Below are 23706 nucleotides of genomic sequence, written 5' to 3'. Positions count from 1 at the left end.
GGAGCCGCCTATTCGAGCCGCAGCAGGCGGCCGACGATCGGCGTCGGCGATGACGTGGCGCTGGCGTCGATCTGGAAGGCGTAGCGCTTGGCGCCGAGAATGGCGAGATAGCTGCCGCCCGGGGTCAACGATTTCCCGGCCTTGGCGAAGTCATAGAACTTGCCGCCGACCATGGTTTCGTTCCTGAGCGGCACGGTGATCGTGGGCTCCTTGCCGTCGGTGCGTTCGATCACCAGCGTGCCCCCGCTCCTCGCCTGCACCAGTGGTGCGACACCGTAGAGCGTCGGCAGCTTGGACGGGGTGCTCTTGGCGTCCGGCCCCACGCTGCGGAAGGACGTTGCGGCACTCTGGTTCGCCTGGCGCTCCGACAGTTTTGCCGCATTGGTATCGCAGGGCACCTTCTCCCGCTTGACCTCGCCCAGCTGTACGGTGCTCTGCTCTGTGCCGACCAGAACGACGCCCTCGCTGATCGTCTCGCGCTCACACGATTTGAGGTAGCTGAGCGTGATGCTGGCCTTCGGTCCGAGCTTGATGATCTTGCCCGGCGCCACATAGTCCATGAACGCGATGCCGTCGACCTTGCCCTGGACGTCCTCGACGATCGCGGCAGGAGTCTGCGCCAAAGCGGGAGCCGCAAGGAAAAACACGCCGACACAGGCGCCAATCAGGCTTTTCATGGGAATTCTCATCCAATTCGACGATGCTCTGCCGCCCCGTCCCGGTTCAATGCGTAGCAGCAGGGCGTCCGGGCAAGTGTGACCAGAATCACTCTTGGTTATTGGTGCCACTCTAGCAGGAACAGGTTCAAACCGGCGACCGGAGAAAAATGAAGCCGCAGCAAGATGTTGGCGGATCGCCAATGTCAGGCGGTCGGGACGGCCCCGGCCGAACGACCCTCGGTCGAACCGCTCTCCGCCACACTCACTGCGACGGAGCGAGAGGGGCATCGGTCCTCTGAAAAGCGGTCGTCCGCTGGCCGGCGGCGATCTCGACCACCTCGTCCCAGCGCGACAGGAAAGCCTCGACGCAGGCTGGATCGAACTGCCGGCCCGCGTTCTCAGCCAGGTAATTGCGCGCCGCCTCGAGCGATATCGGCTCCTTGTATGGCCGCCGTGTCGTCAGGGCATCGAAGACATCGGCAACTGCGACCACGCGCGCGGCGACCGGGATTTCATCCGCCTTGAGGCCGTTCGGATAGCCCGCGCCGTCCCAGCGCTCGTGATGGCCTGCGGCAATTTGCGCGCCGAGCTGAATCAGCTCGCAGCTGGAATCGGCCAGGATCCGCTCGCCGATCGTCGCATGCGTCCGGATCACCGCCATCTCGTCGTCGGTGAGTTTGCCCGGCTTGAGCAGAATGTTGTCGGGAATGGCGACCTTGCCGACATCGTGCAGGGGAGCGGCCAGATAGATGTCGCGGCACAGCCGGGCCGGCAGGCCGAGCTGGTCGGCGATGATACGGCTGTATCTGGCGACCCGCAGCGTGTGCTCGCCGGTGTCGTTGTCGCGGTATTCGACCGCGAGCGCGAGCCGCAGGATGATCTCCTCCTCGCGCTCGCCGAGCTTTCGCGTTGCTGCTGCGACGTCGCTGGCCAGATGCGCAGCGCGGTCGTTGAGCTTGCGCACGGCTGCACCAAGCTGAATTAAATTCCGCAGGCGCACCGTCATCTCAAGGCTTTGCGGCTGCTTGGGCAGAAAATCGGTTGCACCGGCCTGCAGCGCTTCCATCTTGACGTCATCGGTCTGACGCGAGGTGATCATCGCGATCGGGATGTCGGTGCAGCCGGGTAGCCTGCGGAAGGTGCGGATGAAGCTGATGCCGTCCATATGCGGCATCTCGTAGTCGACCAGCACCAGATCGAAAACGCGCTCCTGCGCGCAGGCCAGCGCCTCCACGGGATCGAGGAAGGTGGTGGCCTCGACCAGACCTCCCGCCTCGATGTGACGTTTCAGAAAGTTGAGGACGGAGCGGCTGTCATCAACCACGAGCGCTTGGGTCAGCATCGGTGGCCGGGGCTCTCTTCGCTGGCAAAGACACGAACCCCAGCCATAGTCCAAGCGAATTTAACGCGAAGCAAACGGCCGCACGGATGCGCACGTCTCGATGACATCTCAGCAGGTTGTACACGCTTGCGCACAGTTGCGCGAATTCCGAGCAAGTGTGACCCGTAGTTGTACGGATGCCCGTGTTAGGAGTTTGCTCACTCGATTCGCGTCAAACGAGTGGCGGAATTCTAGCAAAGGCGGGTGCAGCGATGGCGCTCAATCCCTCGGAGCCGAAGTGGTCGTTGCGGTTGCCCGCCGATTGCAGCATTGCGGCCATTCGCAGCGTCTATGAGCTCATTCGCGAGGCCTTCGGCCGCCAGGAGCGACTCGAGATCGACTGCTCGAGCGTCGACAAGGCCGACGTGACCTCGATCCAGCTTCTGCTGTCGACCGCCAAGACGGGCGAGGCCCAAGGCCGTCCGGTGGTGCTCACGTCATTCTCCCAGTCTCTGCGCAACACCCTTCGCCGTGCTGGCTTCACCAGCGAGGCGATGATCGATCAGCACTTCCCGCAAAAGAAAGATGGCACCTGATGGCCACGATTCTTACCGTCGACGATTCCCCCAGCATTCGCCAAATGATCAAGGTCGTGCTCGAGCCGGCCGGTCACAACGTGATCGAGGCCGGCGACGGTGCGCAAGGGCTCGCCAAGGCGCAGGCCGGCAAGCTCGACCTCGTGATCACCGACCTCAACATGCCCGTCATGAACGGGCTGGAGCTGATCCGCGCACTGCGCAAGCTGCCGAGCGCGGTCGGCATGCCCATCGTGTTCCTGACCACCGAATCCAACGACACGGTGAAGCAGGAAGCCAAGAGCGCCGGCGCCACCGGCTGGATCACCAAGCCCTTCAAGCCTGAACAGCTGCTCGCCGTGGTCGGCAAGTTGGTGCGTACATGAGCGCAATGGACCCGACCGAGGTCTTTCGTCAGGAAGCCAGTGAGCTCTTTGAAGTTCTTGAAGGGGCCTTGCTCGATCTCGGCCAGCGTCCCGATGACCGCGAACTGGTCGATTCCGCCTTCCGCGCCCTGCACACGATCAAGGGGTCGGGCGCCATGTTCGGTTTCGACAAGGTCGCCTCCTTCACCCACGAATTCGAGACCGCCTTCGACCGTGTCCGCAAGGGCGAGATCAAGCCGACGCAGGAACTGATCTCGGTCGCGCTCGCTGCCAAGGACTACATCCGCGCGTTGATCGAGGATCCGCAGTCGACCGACGACATTATCGGCGAAGCCATTCTCGACGATCTCAAGCGCTTCGTCTCGGCCGACAGGTCTGACGCTCCGGTCGTCGAGATCGCCGAGGCGGCCTCGCTGGCTCCTGCCGGCAGCAAGCAGGCCGGCTGGCACCTCTATCTGGAATTCGAATCCCATATCCTGCGCAACGGCTCGAATCCGCTCGACCTGTTGGAAGATCTCTGCAAGCTCGGCCCGTGCTTCGTCGTGCCTGTCACCGACGGCGTCCCGTTCCTCGACGAGATGGAGCCGGAAGACTGCTATCTGAAGTGGGACGTCAAGCTGCACGCGGCCTGCGACAAGGATGCGATCGACGACGTCTTCATGTTCGTCCAGGACGAGTTGAAGTTGACGCTCTCGCCGCTCGAGCATGTCGAACCGCCCGCGCCTGCACCGCTCTTTCAGCTCCTCGACGAGGAGCCGGGGCCCATGGCCGAGACGCCTGTGCCCCCGGTAGAGCTTCCCGCCGCGCCGGTCGCCGACCAGCCCGTCGCCAAGAGCGAGCCCAAATCTGAACCGAGGCCGGAGCCGAAACCCGAAGCCAAGCGCGAAGAGCGCGGCATCGCCACCGTCCGCGTCCAGGCCGAACGCCTTGACGAGCTGATGGACCGCGTCGGCGAGCTCGTGATCGCGCAGGCGCGGCTGACCCAGCTCGCCGCCTCCGGCTCCGACCTCTCGATCAAGATGATCGCCGAGGAGATCGAGCGCCTTGCCTCGTCTTTGCGCGACACCACGATAGGTGCACGCATGGTGCCGATCGGCTCCTTGTTCGGCCGCTTCCGCCGGCTCGTGCACGATCTGTCGCGGGATCTGTCCAAGCCGGTCGAATTCGTCACCACAGGTGAGGATACCGAGCTCGACAAGACCATGATCGAGTGCCTGGCCGACCCGCTGGTGCACCTGATCCGCAATGCCATCGACCACGGCATCGAAGACACCGCCACGCGCGCTGCCAATGGCAAGGCCGAGCAGGGCCGGATCGAGCTCGCCGCCGTCCACTCCGGCGCGCAGGTGCTGGTCACCGTGAAGGACAATGGCGGCGGCCTCAACACCGCGCGCATCCGCGCGAAGGCGGAAGAGCAGGGGCTGATTGCCGCCGGCGCCGTGCTGACCGATCACGAGATCCATCAATTCCTGTTCCACCCGGGCTTCTCGACCGCCCAGACCATCTCGGCGCTGTCGGGCCGCGGCGTCGGCATGGACGTGGTCAAGCGCACCATCGAGAACATGCGCGGCACGATCGATTTGTCGACCAGGCCGGGACAGGGCACTACCGTGACGCTGCGCCTGCCCTTGACGCTCGCGATCATCGAAGGCCTCCTGATCCGCGTCGGCGAGGGACGCTACATCATTCCGCTGTCGGCGGTGGAGGAGTGCGTCGAGCTGACGGCCGAGGACGAACGTTCGCGCGGCCGCAACTTCCTGAATGTGCGCGGCAACCTCGTGCCGTTCTTGCGGCTGCGCGAGATCATGTCTTCGTCCGGTTCGCCGGACAAGCACCAGAAGACGATCATCATCTCTACAGGCGAGAGCCGCGTCGGCCTCGTCGCGGACCAGATCATCGGCAACCACCAGACCGTGATCAAGTCGCTCTCCAAGCTGCACTCCGACGTCACGATCTTCTCCGGCGCGACGATCCTTGGCGACGGCACGGCGGCTCTGATCCTCGACGTCGCGCAGCTGGTCTCGCTGGCGCAGTCGAAGGTCGAGAAGCAGCATATCAACGAGGCGGCGTGATGAACGGGAATTTGGACAGCGAGCATCAGAGCGGCGCAATGCAGGTCGTGATGATCGGCCTCGGCGAGGAGAAATTTGCACTCGACGCCGGTCTCGTGCGCGAGATCATAGATCCCGTCCCCGTGACCAAGGTGGCGGGTGCGCGCGCCTTCGTTCCCAGCGTGATCAACGTGCGCGGCAACGTCATTCCGCTCGCCGACCTGCGCATTCGCTTCGGCATGCCGCAGCTCGACGACTCGGCCGACACGCGCATCGTCGTCATCGAACTCGATTTCGACGGCGAACCGGTTCTGGTCGGCCTCACCGCCGACAAGGTCTACGAAGTCACGGAGATCGCGCAGACGGATGTGCAGCAGACGCCACGCGTCGGCATGCATTGGAAACCAGAGTTCATTCGCTTTATCGCGAAGTGGCGTGAAGAGTTCGTCATCGTTCCCAACATGGAACGCATTCTGAATTGAAATGAGGTCTCGGGGCGAGATCTGTAGGGGCTGGAAATGAGATTTACCGTCAAAGCAAAGCTTGCCACTGCGTTTGGCTTGGTCATTGTCCTGTCCGGGCTCGCGGGCGGCGTGTCGTACATGAAGCTCGGCGACATGATGGCCACCGCCGACAGCATGGTCCTGCGTGCAAACCGGATGGAGAAGGCAACGCAGATCGAAAAGGATATTCTGCTTCAGCTGCGCGCCGAAAAGAACGCAGTTCTTGGAACGGAAGCTCAGGCCGAGCAGTTTGCCGCTGAGGCCGCGAGGCTTCGCGACGAAGCGACGAGGACCAGGGACGAGGTCTACGCGCTCGCCAGCGAGGGGGGCCGGAAGCTGCTCGACAGCTTTGCAGCCACCTACGCCAAGATGAATACGTACCAGGAAGAGACGCTTCGGCTTGCGAAAACTGACAAGACCAAGGCCATGGAGCGCTCGATGGGTGACGGCCGCAAGGTCGTCGCGGACGCGATGGAAGCCATGGGGGCCTATGTCGTCAACACGAAGAAGCAGATGGCCGAGCAGGCTGTCCAATCCAAGGCAGAGGGGCACCAGGCCCAACTCTTGCTGACGATGCTGATCGGCGTCTCGCTGGCGGTTGCGATCGGGGCTGCGCTGTGGATTTCCATCTCGATCAGTCGTTCGCTCGGAAGGGCTGTTGGCCTTGCGGGCGCGGTCGCGGAGGGTGATCTCAGCCGGACCATCCCCTCGGCGAGCAACGATGAGATCGGAGATCTCGTCAGGTCGCTGAACGTGATGGTCGAGAAGCTCCGGCAGATCGTCACCGAGGCGATTACGGCGGCGCAGAACGTCTCGGCCGGCAGCCAGGAGCTCTCCGCCAGCGCCGAGCAGCTCTCCCAGGGCGCGACCGAGCAGGCATCGTCCGCCGAGGAAGCCTCCTCCTCGATGGAGGAAATGGCCTCCAACGTGAAACAGAACGCCGACAACGCCAACCAGACCGAGAAGATTGCGGCGCAATCTGCCAAGGACGCCGAAGCCAGCGGTGTCGCCGTCGGTCGTGCCGTCGAGGCGATGCAGACCATCGCCGAGAAGATCACGATCGTGCAGGAGATCGCGCGCCAGACCGACCTGCTCGCGCTCAACGCGGCGGTGGAAGCGGCGCGCGCAGGCGAGCACGGCAAGGGCTTTGCGGTGGTCGCCTCCGAGGTGCGCAAGCTCGCCGAGCGCAGTCAGGCGGCCGCGGCAGATATCGGCACGCTCTCGACCGAGAGCGTCAAGGTCGCGCAAGAGGCGGGCCAAATGCTGTCCAAGCTCGTGCCCGACATCAAGAAGACCGCGGAACTGGTGCAGGAGATCACCGCGGCCTGCCGCGAGCAGGACGTGGGCTCGGCCCAGATCAACCAGGCGATCCAGCAGCTCGACAAGGTCGGCCAGCAGAACGCCAGCGCATCCGAGCAGGTGTCCTCGACCTCGGAGGAGCTCGCCTCGCAGGCCGAGCAGCTCCAGTCCACCATCTCGTTCTTCCGGATCGAGCACACGGCACGCAAGGCGAATGCCGCGGCCGAGCCTATCGACCGCGCCGTCGGTCAGCTCCGGGCCAAGGCTGCGCATATGGCGGCTGTGGATCGCGAGACGAAGAAGCCGGCCCCCGTCCGCAAACCGGCACGCGCGATGAAGGTCGCCGGTGGCGGTGGTGGCTTCGCCTTCGACATGCATGACGGCGAAGACGACCGCGACGCCGACTTCCAGCGTTGATTAGCAGGTCCGGCCGTTATGCCGGACCGCATTCATTTGCCAACATCCGGATCCTTGGACTGCATCATGGCCGCAACCTCGCAATATCTGACGCTCGGGCTCGCCGGCGAGACGTTCGGCATCAGCATCCGCAATGTCCGTGAGATCCTCGACATGCGGCCGATCTCGCGGCTTCCGCACGCCCCGAACTTCCTGCTCGGCATGATCGACGTGCGCGGCAGCGGCTATCCGATCGTCGACCTCCGGACCAAGCTCGGGCTGCCGGGCGTGCCGTCCACCGAAGCCACCCGCATCATCATCCTCGACGTGCCGATGAAGGACCGCCTGGTCGGCGTCGGCTTTGTCGCCGACTGCGTATTCGAAGTCACCGACATCGACGAGCAGGCGATCGAGCCCATCCCCGAGATCGGCGGCAAATGGCAGTCCGACTATGCCGCCGGCATCGGTCGCAAAGGCGAGAAGTTCGTCGTGATCTTCGACCTCGCCAAGCTGATGGCGAACGACAAGATCCCGGAAGGGCGCGATGCCGGCGCGGACGCACCTCGCGCCGCCTGAGTAAGAGTGAAGCGTGATCACGCGTAAACACCCTAATTCGAACCAACGAGACTGACATGAGATTCACCGTCAAAGCCAAGCTTGCCACCGCCTTCGGCGTCGTCATCCTGCTGTCCATGATCGCCGGCGGCGTCGCGTATCTCAAGCTGAACGACATGGTCGCGACGGCCGAGCATCTGTCTGCCCGCGCCGGCCGGCTGGCCAAGGTTGGCGAACTTCAGGAGGCCGTCCTGCTTCAGGTGCGGGCCGAGAAGAACACTATCCTCGCGGGGGAGGCCGACCAGGACAAGTTCATCGGCCAGATCACTCAACTGCGCGAACGCGCGATGAAAGTGAAGGACGAGGTCTATTCCAGCGCGAGTGAGACCGGCAGGAAAATGATCGAGACTTTCGCCGTTGCCTACGCGAACTCCAACGCGGTACAGGATCAGACGCTTGCGCTCGCCAAACAGGACAAGGCCAGGGCCACAGAGCGGTCGATGACCGAGGGCCTGAAGGCCTCCACGCCGGCACTCACGGCGGCGAGCGACTACATCAATTATGTGAAGAAGCAGATGGCCGCGGAGAGCGAGCAGGCCAAAATCGACGGAAGCCACGCCACCCTGATTCTCGTTTCCCTGATCCTCGCCTCGCTCGTCATCGCTATCGCTGCCGCGGTCTGGATGGCTCTGAACATCAGCCGTTCGCTTTCCAATGCGGTCGGCCTTGCCGATGCAGTGGCGATCGGCGATCTCAGCCAAAAGATCGATTCATCCAGCAATGATGAAATCGGCGACCTCATCAAGTCGCTGAATGCGATGACCGTCAATCTCAATCAGACCGCCGCCGTCGCCAACGAGATCGCCCAGGGCAACCTCACGGTCGAAGCCAAGCCGCTGTCCGACAAGGATACGCTGGGCCTTGCACTCGAACGCATGGTGGAGAAGCTTCGGCAGATCGTCGCAGAAGCCCTCACCGCGGCGCAGAACGTCTCGGCCGGCAGCCAGGAGCTCTCCGCGAGCGCCGAGCAGCTTTCGCAGGGTGCGACCGAACAGGCCTCCTCTGCCGAAGAAGCCTCCTCCTCGATGGAGGAGATGGCCTCGAACGTGAAGCAGAACGCCGACAACGCCAACCAGACCGAGAAGATCGCCGCGCAGTCGGCCAAGGATGCGGAAGCGTCCGGCGCAGCGGTCGGCCGCGCCGTCAGCGCGATGCAGACCATCGCCGAGAAGATCACGATCGTGCAGGAGATCGCGCGTCAGACCGATCTGCTCGCGCTCAATGCCGCAGTGGAAGCCGCGCGCGCAGGCGAGCACGGCAAGGGCTTTGCGGTGGTCGCCTCCGAGGTGCGCAAGCTCGCCGAACGAAGCCAGGCGGCAGCGGCCGAGATCGGCACGCTCTCGACCGACACCGTCAAGGTGGCGCAGGAGGCCGGCGCGATGCTGTCCAAGCTCGTTCCCGACATCAAGAAGACCGCTGAGCTCGTCGAAGAGATCACCGCGGCCTGCCGCGAGCAGGACGTCGGTTCGGCGCAGATCAACCAGGCGATCCAGCAGCTCGACAAGGTCGGCCAGCAGAACGCCAGCGCATCCGAGCAGGTGTCTTCGACCTCGGAGGAGCTCGCCTCGCAGGCCGAGCAGCTCCAGTCCACCATCGCCTACTTCCGCATCGAGCAGGGTGGAAAAGGCCATGCCGCGCCGATCGACCGGGCGGTGAATCAGCTGCGCGCCAAGGCGGCCACCATGGCGGCGGTCGAACGTCCGGCGAGGAAGCCGCTGGCCAAGCCGGCGCGCGCCGTGAAGGCTGCCGGTGGCGGCGGTTTCGCGTTCGACATGAACGACGGCGAGGACGATCGGGACGCGGATTTCCAGCGCTAGGATTCTGACGGATCGGCCCCTCAATCGGCGGGCCGATCCGTCTTCGGCAATTTTAGTTAAAGTGTAGGATTCAGGATGCTCCGTATGGCCGGTTATGCAATGCAGGTGGCCGTCCCTGGTCGGGGCAGGCGGCCATGATGCCTGCCATGCAGGACACGGCCGTGCATCTTTCGGACCGCCATTTCCGCACCATCGCCGAATTGATCGAGGGCCAGGTCGGCATCAAGCTACCGCAGGGCAAGCGGCTGATGCTGGAGGGACGGCTGCACAAGCGCGTGCGCGCGCTGAACTTCTCCGGCCTCAATGAATATGTCGAGAACCTGTTCGAGGCGGACCATTTCGACACCGAGCTCACTCATCTCATCGATGTGGTGACGACCAACAAGACCGACTTCTTCCGCGAGCCGCAGCACTTCACTTTCCTGCGCGACGTCGCGATTCCCGCCCTGCTCAAGGCGCGTGGACGGAGAAGCGCGAATCTGAAGGTCTGGAGCTCGGCGAGTTCGACCGGCATGGAAGCCTACACGACCGCGATGGTGCTGGACGACATGACGCGGACCGGTTCACGCTTCCAGTACCGCATCCTCGGGACCGACATCTCGACTGCGGTGCTGCGCCTCGCCAGGACGGCGATCTACAACCGCGACGTGCTCGCCCCGGTGCCGGAGCAGTTCGTGAAACGATATTTTTCGTCGTCGCGGGACAAATCGCGCGGCGAAGTGCGGATCGTCCCTGAGCTGCGTCGCATGACGCACTTCATGAGGATGAACCTCATGGACAAGTCCTATCCCGTCGACCGTGACGTCGATATCATCTTCTGCCGCAACGTCCTGATCTATTTCGAACGCGAGACCCAGCGCAAGGTGGTGGAGCAATTGTGCAGCCATCTGCGTCCGGGCGGCTATCTGCTGGTCGGGCATTCGGAATCGATGATTCACAGTGCTGTGCCTGGGCTGAAGCAGGTTCAGCCAACCATCTTCCAGGTCTAGCCGGAGCGCAACCAGAATGCCGAAGGAGAAAGTTCGCGTGCTGATCGTGGACGATTCGGCGTCGGTGCGCCAAATCCTGCTGACGATCCTGAGTGAAGATCCCGAGATCGAGGTGATGGCGACCGCGTCCGATCCGTTCGTGGCGGCCAAGCGGCTCGAGAAGGAGCTGCCTGACGTCATCATTCTCGACCTCGAAATGCCGCGCATGGACGGCATGACCTTCCTGCGCAAGATCATGGCGCAACGTCCGATACCGGTGATCATCTGCTCCTCGCTGACCGAGGAGGGCTCGAACGTGATGTTCGAGGCGTTCGAGGCGGGTGCAGTCGACATCGTGCCGAAGCCGAAGATCGACACACGGCAGGCGCTGCTCGAATGCTCCACGCGGCTGCGTGAGGCCGTGAAGTCGGCCGCCCGCGCCCGGGTGCGCCCGCGTGCGGAGCGTCGCGCAATCGAGAAGAAACTGACGGCCGATGCCATCATCCCGCCGCCGGTGCAGGGCAAGGTCCGGCCGACCACGGAACGCATCGTGTGCATCGGTGCCTCGACGGGCGGCACCGAAGCGCTCAACGACGTCCTTGAAATGCTGCCGCCGCACTGTCCGCCCATCGTCATCGTCCAGCACATGCCGGCAGGCTTCACCGCAGCCTTTGCCAGGCGTCTCGACGGCGTCTGCCAGATCCGGGTCAAGGAGGCCGAGGACGGCGAACCGGTGCTGCCGGGTTGCGCCTATATCGCGCCGGGAGCCCGCCACATGCTGCTTCAGCGCATCGGCCTGCGCTACCAGATCGCGATCAAGGATGGGCCGCCGGTGTCCCGGCATCGTCCGTCCGTCGACGTGTTGTTCCGTTCGGCGGCCCAACATGCCGGCGCCAACGCGCTCGGCGTGATCATGACCGGCATGGGCGATGACGGCGCGCGCGGAATGCTGGAGATGCGCAAGCTCGGCGCTTCGACGCGGGCTCAGGATGAAGAGAGTTGCGTGGTGTTCGGCATGCCCAAGGAAGCCATCGCCCATGGCGGCGTCGAGAAGGTCGTATCGCTGAACCATATCCCGCGCGAAATCATGCTCTGGTATCAGACCGGGCACGTTGCGGTGGCAGGTTGAGCGCAATGTCCGTCATTCCCGCCGACACGCTTGCCGACGCGATCGCCGCAATCGAGGACGTCTCCTCGCGTATCGAGGACGTGTTCGCGCGCGTCGGTCACGAGCTCGGGCGCGGACATCTCATCTTCAAGGAGCTGAACCAGGGCCTCGCAACGCTTTCCTCGGAACTCTCCGGCGCAGAGATCGAAGGCGCCGCGACCGCTCTGCAGGAGATCGCAGCGCGGCTCAGCGACCTGGCGCAGGCGCTGCCGGCCGAAAGCGCCCTGCTCGAGACGATCGGCAAGAACACGGCGGAGGCGTCCGCCTTGCTCAAGCCGTTGTTCAAGCACATTCAGATGATCACCATCATCGCCCGCAGCGCGCGGATCGAGGCAGCCGCGCTCGACGGCGATCGCGAGGGCTTTCTCGCCTTCACGCAGGAGGCCTATGATCTCGGCAAGGCCGTGCAGGGCGCGATCGAGGGCTGTGCGCGGGATCAGCAGCGCCTCTCGGAGGCGGTCGCCACCGCATTCGGCCGGCAGAAGGAGTTCGAGAGCCGCTACCGGAATCAACTGGCGGCGGAGAGCGCCGAACTCGGCTCCGCCTATTCCGGATTGCATGACCAGCGCCGCAACAGCAGCCATCTGGCCGACCGCGCAGGCTCCAGCACCAGGAAGATCGCCGAGGCGGTCGGCAGCGCGATCGTTTCCTTGCAGGCGGGCGACAGCACGCGTCAGCGTCTCGAGCACGTCTCCCACGGTCTCGGCCTTGTGTCTGGAGCCGCCCCGAGCCTCGTTCCCGAGCCGATCGCGAGCGATGACGGCGCGCGTGCGATCTGCCAGCTGCAGGCGGCCCAGCTCAGGGACGCCCAGCGCGAGTTCGGCGGCGACATCGGCCAGATCGTTCGCGCGCTGACCGCCATCCTGCACGATGCGGGCAGCGTCGTCGGGCACGGCCGCACGTTGTTTGGCGGCGAGGATGGCGGCTCGTCGTCGTTCCTGACACGCATCAAGCAGACGCTGGCGCACGCATCGACGCTGATCGCCACCTGCGAGGGGGCGGGCCGCTCGGTCGACGAGGCGCTCGCGATCGTCGAGGATACGCTGACGAAATTTCGCCAGGCGATCGCTGGGCTGGCCGAGGCGACGATCGACATCACGCTGATCGGAATGAATGCGGGCCTCAAGGCCAGCCATCTCGGCAGCCGCGGCAGCGCCTTCGTCGTCATTGCCAACGAGCTCAAGGCAACCGCCGACCATGTCTCGGTGGGAGCGGGGCGTTTGAGGCCGGTGCTCGACGGCATCGAGCGGTCGGCGGGGGAGCTGAGGGAGCTCCGCGTGCAGGGCGATCCCACGCAGCTCGCCAAGCTCGAACCGCAGATCCTCCAGGCGCTGCGCGAGGTCGAGGCCGGCAATGACCGGCTCGGCAAGCTGATGAGCCGGCTCGTCGATGAAGGTGCGGAATTCGAGGGCCTGATGAATTCGGCGCAAGGCCTGATGACCACGCTCGGCGAAGGTTCTGCGGCATTGCCCGCGGTCGCGGCGCGGCTCGAGGCCGCGAGCACAGCCGCGCAGCAGCCGCGGCCGCAAGCGCAGGACGAAGCGGTGCTCGACCAGCTCTTTGCGCGCTACACGATGGAACGCGAGCGCGACGTGCACCGGGAGTTCCTGCAAACCTTCGGGCTGGGGTCGATCGCCGCCCTGCGCCCGGTCGAGGCAGTCGAGACCGCGGACGACGGCATAGAATTGTTCTGAGGCTTGCTGCGGGCGCCGCCTCCTGCGCCGGCGGAAATTTGACGGATTGACTTTGCACGGTGTTAACCGTGGCGGAATGCTCGCCGCCGCGGTCATTGTCGCGGCCGCACGGTTCGTTGCAAATACGCATGGAATTCATGGGTGGATCTTTCCATGCTGAAAGAGGGCAAATACGCGGCGTGGTTCAGAACCGCGCAAGCGCAAGGCACCGGTATCGTGCATGTGGCCCAGGGTCGGATTTCCGGCAGTGACAGCTTCTTCACCTATGGCGGCTCCTATCAGTTCCATGACGACCAGCGATTCACGGCCGTCCTCACCACACGGCGACATGCCGACGGCCCGCCGACCGTGTTCGGGCTCGACGAAGTCGAGGTCGAGCTCTCCGGCGTGTATACCGGCGCGATGGCGACCTGTTCGGGAACGGCCCGGCAGGCGCCTGACGTGAAGTTCGAGGTGACGCTGATCTACAGTCAGGAAGACGCGCCGGCTGCCGACGCCCGCAGCGCGGTCGTGAAGCTCAAGGCCGACAAGCTGCCCAAGGGGCTCGACGCCCGTTCCCGCACGCGGCGTCCTTTCACGGCTGGCTCGCCCAAGTAGGAGCCAGACCGACGGCGATCCGCGCAGCGCCACAAGAGCTCGCATCTGCCGCCCTGATTAGCGTTGCATTGACATTGTTGTCTCGAAGTCGCGTCGCAGCCGCGCTGAAGCAATGCTGCCTTTAGAAGCGAGAGCTAGTATTGCGGCCGGTCAAGCATGGTGGGAAGAACATGCCTCAAATCTGGATGACATACGACGAACTCGGTGCGCTTTGCGGCTGCAGCGCCATGGAGGCCCGGGACCGGGCCATCCATTTGTCACTCGATCGTCGCAAGAGCCGCGATGGGATGACACGCGTCAAACTCGATCCGGCACTGATGGTCGAATTCTTTGCATCCGTTCGCGAGACGGATTTCGATCTCGATCTCGCCATTGAAGCGCTGCAGAACACCCATCGGCAGATGGCCGGACTCCTGGCTCCCTCCGAATCCCGCAACAGGCGCGGGGTGGCTTGAGCCGGCCGCCTTAGGAAGGTGGTCTGGGCAGGAACGCCAAGATCATCTGGGCGAGCATGACGCCCACCGTGCCTCCCGCCGCCTTCTGCAACACGTCGAGGAAGCCCGGATCGCGGTCGGGTATGAACGCCTGCATCAGCTCCAGCCCCATAGCGACCGCGATGACGAGAGAGCAGGCCAGGCGGAACCGTCCGGGCAGCAGGAAGGAGAGCAGGAAGCCGAGCAGCCCGTAGGCGCTGAAGCGCTCGATCACGACGACCCAATAGGCCTCGTGATGCCCCATGAGCGCGGGTCTGCCCGCCAGCCTCGCCAGGGTGGCATAGACGATCAGCGCAAGACAGATGCTCGCAGCTGCTATGAGGTGGTTCCTGCGCATGGCGCCAACATACAAGGTTGGTTGTCCGTCAGGTCCGAAAGCCGAAAATATCGTTAAAGGGGCCTGCCGCATCAAGGCGCCGCTCGCACAGGCCTGCTTTCAAGCTGATACGTTCGGGCGGTTCGACGTTGCAGGCGCAGCGAGGGACTGTGCGGCGTGAGGCGCGCGCTGCCGCGCCGAAGTCAGGTCTTCTTGCCCGTCTTCGATTTCAACGAAAGGCCAAGCCGTAACGCCATGCGCTTGACTGCATCGGGTGAGCGCCCGAGAATTTTCGCCGCTTGTTCCAGCGAGGCTGAAGACTTCGCCAACTCCATGAGCCGGCGGTCTTCCTTGAACGACCAGGGCCTGCGCGCCATAGCGAAATCATCCTCTCGTCGACACAACGACAAAGCCGCCAAGCGGACCCATATCGCTCGACGGCTTTGCTTGGGCGGGGCCGGGCCTTGGGGAAGCCCGGTGCGAGTGATGGATAAGGAAAGCGTGAAAATTCGCAACAAACAACGCGGATTAAGCTAACCTCTCAACCTTACCGAGAGGAAGTTCGCGCATGGCGCTCCGTATGATCACGGATGTTTCGTCAATGTCGTCTGCAACCGCCCGTGGCCGCATTCGAAATGCGTTTGGCTGGTCTGATCGCACAAAGCCGGCTGGGGCGGGCGCAAGCTTTAGGCTTTGTTAACTATGTCTGACCGATGGTATGCCGCCTAAATCTCGAATGTGGGATGGCCCGGATGTTTCAGCTGTTCCTGAGAGCGCGCGCACACAATCTTCTCGGCTCCCGCCGCGAGGACAAGGGTTTCAAGGCCCGCTCCGTCGAGCGTGATGCGGAGACCGACCGCGCGCGGATCGGCGCCGTCCTGGCGGCGATCGAAACGGCATTGGAGGAGGCGGAGAGGGAGCAGGCCGGGCTCAACCGGCGCGTCGACGATGCCCTCGCGCGTGCATCCGTCACCTTCGGAAACGGGACCGACGAATATCTCGAGCGGGAGCCGCTCGACAATCATCATCAGGATCTCTTCGCGGCCGACATCTCGAACGGCCAGCGCCGGCTCAAGGAATTGGCAAGCACCATTGCTCACTTGAAGTTCGTCAAGACCGCGATGCTCACGCGTTTTCCGGACTTCAAGCCGCCGCAGCTCGATAGCTAGTATTGCGGATCTTGCTGCGCGCTCTGCAGCCATCGTTCGCCTCGAGATGAGGATGGAGTGCGCGACAGCAGTTTCAACGGCCACGGACGCCGAATAGCCTCATCCTGAGCCGCCAGCGCCGAAAGCGGACGCTGCACATGGAGAGGAGGCGCGTAAGCGCCGTCTCGAAGAACAGGCGTGCCGTCAGGATGCCGCCAAGAGTCGTATGCGGCACTCAGGGCAGAGCGCGTGACAATTCAGCATCGCTTTGCGGTTTGGTGCTGCGATCCTTTTTGCTATGGTTCCGGCAAGCATTCACGGATTTGAAGGAGAGCAGAGGTGCCGGTCAAAAATCTACAGACGTTGGTTGGATTGGCAGGTATTTTGGCTCTGGCTGCGCCGGCGACGGCTTCGGCCATCACCGCCGAAGTGGCGCGCGCATGCGATGCTGCGGTCGCCAAGGCCTTTCCGCCCAGGCAAATCGGCAATCCCGCAGCCGGCAGCGCCAAGGGAACGGGCAAGGATCAGCGCGAGTACTTCCAGAAATGCGTCGCCAATAACGGCAAGGTCGACGACATGCCGGCGGATGCGCCAAAGGACAACAAGCCGTCCAAATGAAAAACAGAAAGGCGACGAGAGCGTTTTCGAGCGAGTGGAGGACGGCTCGCTTGAAGAAGACGTATCGAGACAGGAATCGAGGGCTTCGGTTCTGAGACAATCAGAACCCATGTTGCTTTGGCGTGGTGTTGCTTTAGCGTCGTGGCGGCGGACAGGGCGAGTAGAACGCGCCGTTCGCCGCGTTGATGCGTTCGACGCATTGATTGGGATCAGTGACCGTTCCGGCGACCGTGAAGTCGTAGCCCATCCCTTTGACCACGACGATGTAGCGGCCGGGAGCGAGCGTGAAGCCGTCCTGCTCCGGCTGGAGTAACAGCATTCGCGATTGCTGTTCGATCGGACCTACCTTGTAGGGGTACGACATGCTGCGGATGACCCAGGAATCGCCGGCGTTGACCATGGCGGCCTTCCCGCTGGCATCGACGCCCAACGCCCGGGAAACTTTCGCGACGACCCGAACTTCAGTCCCGCTTGCGTCGACGCCCCCATCGGGCCTGAACACGACGAATTTGACATCGCCGTCCATCAGTGTGGTCACGCTCTGCGCGTTGATGGCTGCCGAGATCGCGACGCGCCGGTCCGGAATCTTTCCGGGCACCGGCTTGAGCTCATGCAGTTGGCCCTCGCTCAAGGCGTAGACGCCGAACGTCGTCGGCAAAGGCATCGAGGGGTGCGCAATCGGCGCCGGCTCCTTTGGATTCTCCGGCGTTCGTTCCAAGGTCTCGCCCAGCGAGGGACTTGGAATCGTGGTCGGTTGAGGCTCCGAAGTCTTCGCCCGCTCGGACGGCGGCGCTACCTGCGACAATGCGGTCAGTTGTGTCCTCAGCCGTGGCCAAGAGACGATCGCGGTCCCGGCGCCCGCAATGAGCAGGAGGATCGCGGTCAATCGAATGAGAGAATTGAAGGCCCCCCTTTGTTTGGGATGGTCGGGCGACCTGGGCGATGCGACAGGACGACGTGCCGTTTCCGCGGCCATGGAAGGGGGCGGGGAAGCCAAAGCAGGCGACGTTGGAATGGGCGGGGGAGTAACCCGCGCGTGAGGAGGGGCATCCACTTGCGGAGAATTCGACGCGACGGTGGCACTCGCCCTTGCTGATGAGGAAGTTCCGTCTCGATCAAACGACCGTTCGACCTCCCGAATGGCGCGTTCGAGGACCTGCTGGAGCTCTCGTGCCTCCCACGCACTGGCGGGGGTGAATTGTTCCAGAAGCTTGACGCGGGCCAACTCGTAGACGATATCCCGCATCTGCCGCGGGTCGTCGGAGATCTCGCGGATCCGCCCGGATAGCAGGCGGACGAGTCCGGACTTGATCTCTTGCGCCTTCGAGGCGTTGGCTGCTGTGTCGCCGGTCTCGGTCATCAAGGCCGATCAACTAGCCCGGATATTGCTGTTTCGCTAGGCCTTTTGCCCCGGCTCTCCCCGGCCGGGGTGAGCGCTTTATGGCCGCCCTGCGAAGGTCCTGCGCGATCGTCTCGAAGCGCTTGCTTTTGGGCAGAAACCTGTGACATTTCGCGCAGCTCCCCATTCCGGTGTTTGACCATGCGCGGCGTTTTGACAGCAACCATGTTTTTGGCCTTCCTGGTTCAGTCCGCTTCTGCGCAAGGGACCAAGGATCAGGCCAACACCACCAGCTCCAGCATCATCACGACCCCGACGAAAAAAGCGCAGACCACCCAAGCTGCGTCCCGGCCGACCGCAATCCGGAACGTGACGGGGAGCCTTCCTGCCGGAAGGGCCGCCCAAGGCGTTTGGAGGGATGGCAAGCTGGTTGCCGTGCCCAGGTGAGGTCACGCAACGAACTGTCAAGCAGCCGTGAAGGAACGGTGCCCGCCTCCCTGACGTTCTTGATCGGGAGATATCGCATGAAACGATTGGTTTTGATCATATTCGCGTTTGCCGTCCCTGCCAGCGCTTGGGCCCAGGGCGTCAATGACTCCTCGACGCCCAATCGCAACGTCATCGTCAACCCCTCGCAGCCCGCACCTCCCAACGCGACTCGGAATATTCCGAGCCGGATCGAGCCGCCGGTCACGAGCGGCGGACGCGCCCGGCCCTATCACGGGAACAGAACCCGGGGGAGCGGGTCGAGCCGCTATTAGCCGCTTCGGCGGCGCTGTGAGACAAGCTATTGCGGGTTGACCTCGACCTCCAGGGTAGAGGTGCCAGGGTTGTGCCGGTTCTTGCCCGAGATCAGCAGCGTGAACCTGTCGGCACCGCGCGCCGTGCTTTCGGCCGAATAGCGGAAGCCGGACCCGACCACCGCCAATTGCCCTCGCGATGGTCCGCTCACGACCGAGACGTTGAAGATCTGCATGTACGACCAACGTAGCCCCTGGATGCAGTCGGCCCCGGGTTCGATCGACATCGTCCACCTCACCGTATCCTGCGATAAGGCGAACGGCGTCCGTTTCTTGATGCAGAGGGGGCTGGCGTGCGCCGCGGGGCCAGATATGACCGAAGCCGCAACGACGACACCTGCCAGCAATACCGGACTTGCGCGCATTCTCTGCAACTCCACGGGGCGGAAGCCGAAAGTTAGCAGCAATGACCTAATGAGGTCTTAGAGCAGAGCCGTCTGCCCTTGAGCCGATCCCGTGACGCGGATCTCAGGTCCTTCGGTCATCCGATTGGCCTCTCTCCGGACCATGCCATTTTGCCCCTGTTTTGCCCGACAGGTCAATTTCATTTCGGAAAACTGTAACCCATTGATCCGACTGGCTCCGGCTACTGTGCATGGGGTTGTTTTTCGATTTTTTGCGGGAAGGCCCCAGGGAAGCTCGCCCGCGAACTGGCTTTCCTGCCATCGGCAAAGGTGTAGGCTGAGGAATGGAAGACGAGGACATTGGCCGATGGTCGTCCTTGTCGCTCTGTCAGGGAGGCACCATCGTGCGAAAGGGTCGACGTGGCCGCTGTGAAAAGCGGTTTGGGAAGCTGTCTCGGACGGTCGCAACCATCGCCGGTGGACTCGGCCTTGGTCTCGCCTGTCCGGCCTTGGGTCTCGCTCAGACCGAACTGGCGCCCTCGCTCAACGACTATCTTTCATCCAGCGAGCCGGAAGTCACGCGCGACGAATGGCGCCAGCGGATCGAGGACGCACGGCGCCGCGCCAAAGACGTCTTGCGCGAGCGGCGGGAGCATCCCGAGCTCTCCAAGCCCATTCCGGTAGATCCGGACCTTGTCGCGACCGAGAGCCTGCTCAACGATGAAAGCCTGCAGCGAGGCGACATCGTCGCGACCAAGAAGGGCATGTTCGTCTACAAGGGGCGATCCGATCAGCCGCGCCGCGACGAGGACTTTGTGCCCGTCAATCCGAAATCGGTACGCTGAGGAATTCGCTTCAGCCCCGGACGCGATAGCCACAAGGCTGGAGCAGGCTCAGTACCGCCGCAAGATCTCGTTGAATTTGGGATCGGTGATCTTCGTCGTCTCCAGCAGCAGCGATTTGCCTTGCGGCGTTGCCTGCACATAGGCCGCGATCAGCAGAGGCTCGTAACGCGAGCGATTGGCCAGCGCCGACCGAATGTCGGATTGCGCCAGGAGCTTGATCTCCTCATCGGTCGCCGCCGCGCTCGACGTCACGGTCCGGACGCGAGAGAAGGCAACGTCGATCGGCACCGATCCGGTCAAGTAGGACATCTTCACCGCCGGCGTGACCGCTTCGCCGGATTGGGCCTGTAGCATGCCGAGCGTGAGCCACAGCGCGGGCCGGATCGGAGAGATTTCCAAGGCAGCCAAGACGGCGGCCTGGGCTGCCTTGTTCTCGCTGGCCCTGCCGCCTGCCGCGGTCGACGGACCTTGAAGAACGTCAGAGGCCATCGCCGCCGCGTAGTTCGCAAGCAGATCGCCATCCCAGGAAAACGCGGCCAAGCCAGCGGCGGCTGCCAGCTTCGCCTTGTCGGGCGGAAGCTTGCCCGAGAACAAATCGCCGGCGCGAAAGTTCGGCCTTGTTAGATCGCCGTAGAACGCCATGCCGGCGTGAAGCGCCAGCACGATTGCGGTGCAGATGCCGACGACGCGAAGCGGGATCATGCGGTTCATGGAGGAATTGACGAGGCCTGTGCGGGCGGGCCCTACGACGGGACCGAGGTCTAGCCAGAGCCCTTTAAATTGCCAGCAGACTATCGCCCTGGATGGTCAGCAGCGTCAAGTTTCCGGTGGCGTAGGCTCCGGTGTCGATGTTGATGCGGTTCGGGCGGATATCGGGCGCGCTGACCGGCGTATGACCGTGAACGACATATTTGCCGAAGCGCTCCTCGGAGATCAGGAATTCCTCGCGGATCCAGAGCAGATCCGCATCCTTCTGGCGATCGAGCGCGACGCCCGGCTTGACGCCGGCATGGACGAAAAAGAAGTCGCCGCACGTGAAGGAGGAGGGCAATTGCTGGAGGAAGGCCAAGTGCTCCGGCGGCAGCGCACGTTTCAGTCCCTCGATCAGTTCGACCTGCTGCTCCGCGGACGGATTCATGGTCGGCGTGATGCCGTAGGAGACCAGCGTCAGCAGGCCGCCATAGTGGCGCCACTCCTGCAAGCGGGCCGGGTTCTTGAGGACCTCGAGCAGGAAGACCTCGTGGTTGCCCTTCAGACAAACCGTCTTGTGCGATTTCGAGCGTTCGATCAAGAGATCAAGAACGGCGCGTGAGTCCGGGCCGCGATCGACATAGTCACCGAGAAAGACCTGAATGGCGCGTTCGGGGGCCGAGCGGGCAAGATCGACGTCGATCACGGTTAACAGCGATTGAAGCAAATCGGCACGGCCGTGCACGTCGCCGATCGCATAGACGCGAACGCCGTCGGGAAGCCGAGGCTTGGTCTTCTTTCGAAAATGGCTGGAAAAACCCATCAGGTCGGTCGAATCGCTTCTGGCGTCACGAGCGGATCGTCGCGACCGCTCTTAGCAGAAAAGTCACACTTCGGTATTCTTAATTATTTCCGACCGCTTAGCCCGCATTTTGATTAAAGGGTCGCGCAGCGTTTGAGCCGTATTTCAAGGCGTCTCATGTAGCGTCCCCCCAACAAGAACGGGGAGCGCAACATGCGCAAAGTCGTGAAATTCCTGGCGGCCGTGGCCGCAATCGTCGTTGCTGCGGGGGGGCAGCAGAATGCGGAAGCCGCGTTCGTCGGCGCGCCCATGGGGCTGCGCGGTGCCATCCAGTACATCAAGTTCGACCAGCCGACGCTGGCGCCGATGGCATTCACCATCTTTTGCCTGAAGTACAAGGACGAGTGCAAACCGCGGCCGCAACAGATCGTCTTCCGCGGCGGACGCCTGAAGCTAACGGCCCAACGCCTGGCGCAGATGCAGGAGGTCAACCAGCGGGTCAACAGCGCGATCCGTCCCGAACCCAACCTGGAAGGGCTGCGCGGCGAAAAGTGGCTGCTGCATCCCGCGAGCGGCGACTGCAACGACTACGCTGTGACAAAACGCCACGATCTGATCGCCAAGGGCTTCCCGGCGCGTTCGGTGCTGCTCAGCGAGGTCGTGACCTCCTGGGGCGAGCATCATCTCGTCGTCGTGGTGCGGACCTTCTCAGGCGATCTCGTGCTGGACAATCTCTCCGGCCATATCATGCCCTGGTCGAAGAGGCCCTATCGCTGGGTCCGCATCCAGTCGCCCAAGAACCCGAACTACTGGGCCTCACTCGGCGATCGCTCCGTCTGATCACCCGGCGCTCTATCGTGATCCGGACTGGCTGACGCTCTGCGACAGCCCCAATCCCACGATCACCGCGAGACACAGGATTGCTGCCGGGCGAAGCAATCCTGGACCCGCAAAGCTCTGCGCGAGCGCAAACAGAACGCAGGCCGCGGCTGCCGCGGGAAAGAACGAGTCGCGTCCGCGCTGCAGAGCGCCGAAGAACAGGCGGACCAAAGCGATCAGGCTCACGGCTATCATGGCAGCCAAGCCGATCCATCCCATCCCCGCAAAGGCGGCCATGGCCGCCGAGGGCGCGTTCAAGACAGCTCCGGCATCGCTCTGATAGATCCTGCCCACCGCAGCAAAGGTCCCGGCACCAGCGCCGAACCAGCGCGTGTCGGCCAACATTCGCTCGAGGGCGGCCTTGGTCTCGGCTCCCATCTCCGGGACGAGCCGCATCAGGACCGGTCCGGAGCTCTTCTCGAACAGGAAGGTGAGCACGATCGCGGCGCCGACCAGGGCTGCCACCGACAATGCGCTCGCGGCCAATGGTGACAGATCCAATCTGCGGATGACGAGGATCAGCAGCATCAGCACAACGCCGAAAGCCGCTGCGATTGCACTGTTCGTTCCGGAAAACCCAAAGATCGCGGCGGCGCTGACCAAAACTCCGACCAGGCCGCAAAGGCCGATCGCGACCGAGCGCAGCACCGAGTGATGCGTTTCGGCCCGTTCAGCGGCGAGCTGAATGACCGCCAGATTGAGCATGAGGCCAAGGCCGGCCAAGGTCGTCGTGAGGTCATGCGGTACGTCTGCAGCAAACGCCGGCAACAGCCGATGCAAGTCGAGAATCAAGGCTGCAACCGCGGCTACGCCGCTCAGCACAAAGAGGATCAACTGGGCACGGCTGCGGTTGCGCACGACTAGGACGGTGACGCCGAGCAACGAGATCGCCGCGAGCGCCAGCAGCAGCGCGTTCAGGGTCAAGCCGATGTCGGCTGTGATCGGCCCGAGCGGCAGACCGCCGAGGACATCGTGAGCGCTCGCCCAGATCGGATGCGCCGACCTGAGCGGAAGAGGGACCAGTTGGGCGGCGATACACAGCGGAATGGCGATCAGGATCCACCGGCCCCACGAGGTCGCGCGAACATAGTGATCGTAGCCGGCCTTGCGCGTGCTCGAGACGGCCGCCAGCAAGCTCAGTGCTGCGGCCATCGTCGCGAACTGTGCCCCGAACTTGACGCCGGCGATTTCGAGAGCGGAAGCGGAAGCGATGGAAACGATGAGGGTAAAATAAGCGAAGGACAAACGGGGCTCGAAGGGAATCCTGAAACGGTCAGGTCACAATACAAGCGAGCGGTGGGTTTTCAAGCAGAGGTCTTCGTCGACAACCCGCCTGGCTTTCGCGCGCCCTGCGAAGGCTGGTGGCAGCCTCAGCCCGGCGT

The 23706-nt window shown here is 63.5% G+C and carries 25 protein-coding genes; 16 read left to right on the top strand and 9 right to left on the bottom strand.

What is annotated here, in order from left to right; all coding sequences use genetic code 11:
• Window positions 1-8: 8 nt before the first annotated feature.
• Together XH96_RS31255 and XH96_RS31250 are read right to left on the bottom strand one after the other, a co-directional pair.
• Complete coding sequence (locus XH96_RS31255) at window positions 9-677, bottom strand: hypothetical protein (protein WP_194389379.1); 669 nt, start codon at window positions 675-677, stop codon at window positions 9-11.
• Between the two features lie 244 nt (window positions 678-921).
• Window positions 922-2001, bottom strand: coding sequence for an HD domain-containing phosphohydrolase (locus tag XH96_RS31250; RefSeq protein ID WP_194389378.1), 1080 nt, complete (start codon window positions 1999-2001; stop codon window positions 922-924).
• A gap of 251 nt (window positions 2002-2252) precedes the next feature.
• Here XH96_RS31250 and XH96_RS31245 point away from each other — a divergent pair, with 251 nt between their 5' ends.
• From XH96_RS31245 to XH96_RS31190, 12 genes are all read left to right on the top strand, one after another.
• Window positions 2253-2576 (top strand): STAS domain-containing protein, encoded by a 324-nt coding sequence (locus XH96_RS31245; RefSeq protein ID WP_194389377.1) that lies wholly within the window; start codon window positions 2253-2255, stop codon window positions 2574-2576.
• Window positions 2576-2941, top strand: a complete 366-nt coding sequence (locus XH96_RS31240; protein WP_100231554.1) for a response regulator — start codon at window positions 2576-2578, stop codon at window positions 2939-2941. The genes XH96_RS31245 and XH96_RS31240 overlap by 1 nt, the downstream gene beginning before the upstream one ends.
• A complete protein-coding gene (locus tag XH96_RS31235; RefSeq protein ID WP_194389376.1) occupies window positions 2938-5013 on the top strand; it encodes a chemotaxis protein CheA in 2076 nt (691 codons plus the stop codon). The genes XH96_RS31240 and XH96_RS31235 overlap by 4 nt, the downstream gene beginning before the upstream one ends.
• Window positions 5013-5474, top strand: coding sequence for a chemotaxis protein CheW (locus XH96_RS31230; RefSeq protein ID WP_194389375.1), 462 nt, complete (start codon window positions 5013-5015; stop codon window positions 5472-5474). Before XH96_RS31235 ends, XH96_RS31230 begins: the two co-directional genes overlap by 1 nt.
• A 36-nt stretch (window positions 5475-5510) precedes the next feature.
• Window positions 5511-7211 (top strand): methyl-accepting chemotaxis protein, encoded by a 1701-nt coding sequence (locus tag XH96_RS31225; RefSeq protein ID WP_194389374.1) that lies wholly within the window; start codon window positions 5511-5513, stop codon window positions 7209-7211.
• 66 nt (window positions 7212-7277) lie between these two features.
• Window positions 7278-7766, top strand: a complete 489-nt coding sequence (locus XH96_RS31220) for a chemotaxis protein CheW (protein ID WP_194389373.1) — start codon at window positions 7278-7280, stop codon at window positions 7764-7766.
• A gap of 56 nt (window positions 7767-7822) precedes the next feature.
• On the top strand, window positions 7823-9622 hold the full coding sequence (locus tag XH96_RS31215) for a methyl-accepting chemotaxis protein (RefSeq protein WP_194389372.1): 1800 nt from the start codon (window positions 7823-7825) through the stop codon (window positions 9620-9622).
• A gap of 134 nt (window positions 9623-9756) precedes the next feature.
• Window positions 9757-10611: a protein-glutamate O-methyltransferase CheR gene (locus XH96_RS31210; protein WP_194389371.1), complete on the top strand. Its 855-nt coding sequence runs from the start codon at window positions 9757-9759 to the stop codon at window positions 10609-10611.
• 16 nt (window positions 10612-10627) lie between these two features.
• Window positions 10628-11719 carry a chemotaxis response regulator protein-glutamate methylesterase gene (locus XH96_RS31205; protein WP_194389370.1) on the top strand — a complete coding sequence of 364 codons (1092 nt, stop codon included), beginning with the start codon at window positions 10628-10630 and terminating at the stop codon, window positions 11717-11719.
• A gap of 5 nt (window positions 11720-11724) precedes the next feature.
• A complete protein-coding gene (locus tag XH96_RS31200; RefSeq protein ID WP_194389369.1) occupies window positions 11725-13452 on the top strand; it encodes a chemotaxis protein in 1728 nt (575 codons plus the stop codon).
• A 153-nt stretch (window positions 13453-13605) separates the two neighbouring features.
• Complete coding sequence (locus XH96_RS31195) at window positions 13606-14049, top strand: hypothetical protein (protein WP_035679301.1); 444 nt, start codon at window positions 13606-13608, stop codon at window positions 14047-14049.
• Window positions 14050-14219: 170 nt separating this feature from the next.
• Window positions 14220-14504 carry a hypothetical protein gene (locus XH96_RS31190; protein WP_194394333.1) on the top strand — a complete coding sequence of 95 codons (285 nt, stop codon included), beginning with the start codon at window positions 14220-14222 and terminating at the stop codon, window positions 14502-14504.
• Window positions 14505-14514: 10 nt separating this feature from the next.
• Here XH96_RS31190 and XH96_RS31185 read toward each other — a convergent pair whose 3' ends face one another.
• Window positions 14515-14880, bottom strand: a complete 366-nt coding sequence (locus XH96_RS31185) for a VanZ family protein (RefSeq protein ID WP_194389368.1) — start codon at window positions 14878-14880, stop codon at window positions 14515-14517.
• 182 nt (window positions 14881-15062) lie between these two features.
• Window positions 15063-15236, bottom strand: coding sequence for a hypothetical protein (locus XH96_RS31180; protein WP_162832048.1), 174 nt, complete (start codon window positions 15234-15236; stop codon window positions 15063-15065).
• Between the two features lie 375 nt (window positions 15237-15611).
• Here XH96_RS31180 and XH96_RS31175 point away from each other — a divergent pair, with 375 nt between their 5' ends.
• Both XH96_RS31175 and XH96_RS31170 read left to right on the top strand, forming a co-directional pair.
• The gene (locus XH96_RS31175; RefSeq protein WP_194389367.1) at window positions 15612-16028 is read left to right on the top strand and encodes a hypothetical protein; all 417 of its coding nucleotides are present in this window, start codon (window positions 15612-15614) and stop codon (window positions 16026-16028) included.
• A 318-nt stretch (window positions 16029-16346) separates the two neighbouring features.
• Window positions 16347-16625, top strand: coding sequence for a hypothetical protein (locus tag XH96_RS31170; protein WP_246789804.1), 279 nt, complete (start codon window positions 16347-16349; stop codon window positions 16623-16625).
• Window positions 16626-16758: 133 nt separating this feature from the next.
• Here the strand turns inward: XH96_RS31170 and XH96_RS31165 are convergent, their stop codons facing one another.
• Together XH96_RS31165 and XH96_RS31160 are read right to left on the bottom strand one after the other, a co-directional pair.
• A complete protein-coding gene (locus XH96_RS31165) occupies window positions 16759-17985 on the bottom strand; it encodes a hypothetical protein (RefSeq protein WP_194389366.1) in 1227 nt (408 codons plus the stop codon).
• A gap of 766 nt (window positions 17986-18751) precedes the next feature.
• Window positions 18752-18991, bottom strand: a complete 240-nt coding sequence (locus tag XH96_RS31160) for a hypothetical protein (protein WP_194389365.1) — start codon at window positions 18989-18991, stop codon at window positions 18752-18754.
• Window positions 18992-19512: 521 nt separating this feature from the next.
• Here XH96_RS31160 and XH96_RS31155 point away from each other — a divergent pair.
• Window positions 19513-19953, top strand: coding sequence for a hypothetical protein (locus XH96_RS31155; protein WP_246789803.1), 441 nt, complete (start codon window positions 19513-19515; stop codon window positions 19951-19953).
• A 48-nt stretch (window positions 19954-20001) separates the two neighbouring features.
• Here XH96_RS31155 and XH96_RS31150 read toward each other — a convergent pair whose 3' ends face one another.
• Window positions 20002-20664, bottom strand: coding sequence for a hypothetical protein (locus XH96_RS31150; RefSeq protein ID WP_194389364.1), 663 nt, complete (start codon window positions 20662-20664; stop codon window positions 20002-20004).
• A gap of 64 nt (window positions 20665-20728) precedes the next feature.
• Complete coding sequence (locus tag XH96_RS31145) at window positions 20729-21466, bottom strand: metallophosphoesterase family protein (RefSeq protein ID WP_194389363.1); 738 nt, start codon at window positions 21464-21466, stop codon at window positions 20729-20731.
• Between the two features lie 192 nt (window positions 21467-21658).
• On the opposite strand from XH96_RS31145, the gene XH96_RS31140 reads away from it, so the two are divergent.
• Window positions 21659-22285 (top strand): transglutaminase-like cysteine peptidase, encoded by a 627-nt coding sequence (locus XH96_RS31140; protein ID WP_194389362.1) that lies wholly within the window; start codon window positions 21659-21661, stop codon window positions 22283-22285.
• A gap of 12 nt (window positions 22286-22297) precedes the next feature.
• On the opposite strand, the gene XH96_RS31135 is transcribed toward XH96_RS31140, so the two are convergent.
• Window positions 22298-23569 carry a hypothetical protein gene (locus tag XH96_RS31135; RefSeq protein ID WP_194389361.1) on the bottom strand — a complete coding sequence of 424 codons (1272 nt, stop codon included), beginning with the start codon at window positions 23567-23569 and terminating at the stop codon, window positions 22298-22300.
• Between the last annotated feature and the right edge of the window lie 137 nt (window positions 23570-23706).

The sequence above is a fragment of the Bradyrhizobium sp. CCBAU 51765 genome (genome assembly GCF_015291725.1).
Taxonomy (GTDB): domain Bacteria; phylum Pseudomonadota; class Alphaproteobacteria; order Rhizobiales; family Xanthobacteraceae; genus Bradyrhizobium; species Bradyrhizobium liaoningense.
This window is presented reverse-complemented; position numbering and strand designations above follow the sequence as displayed.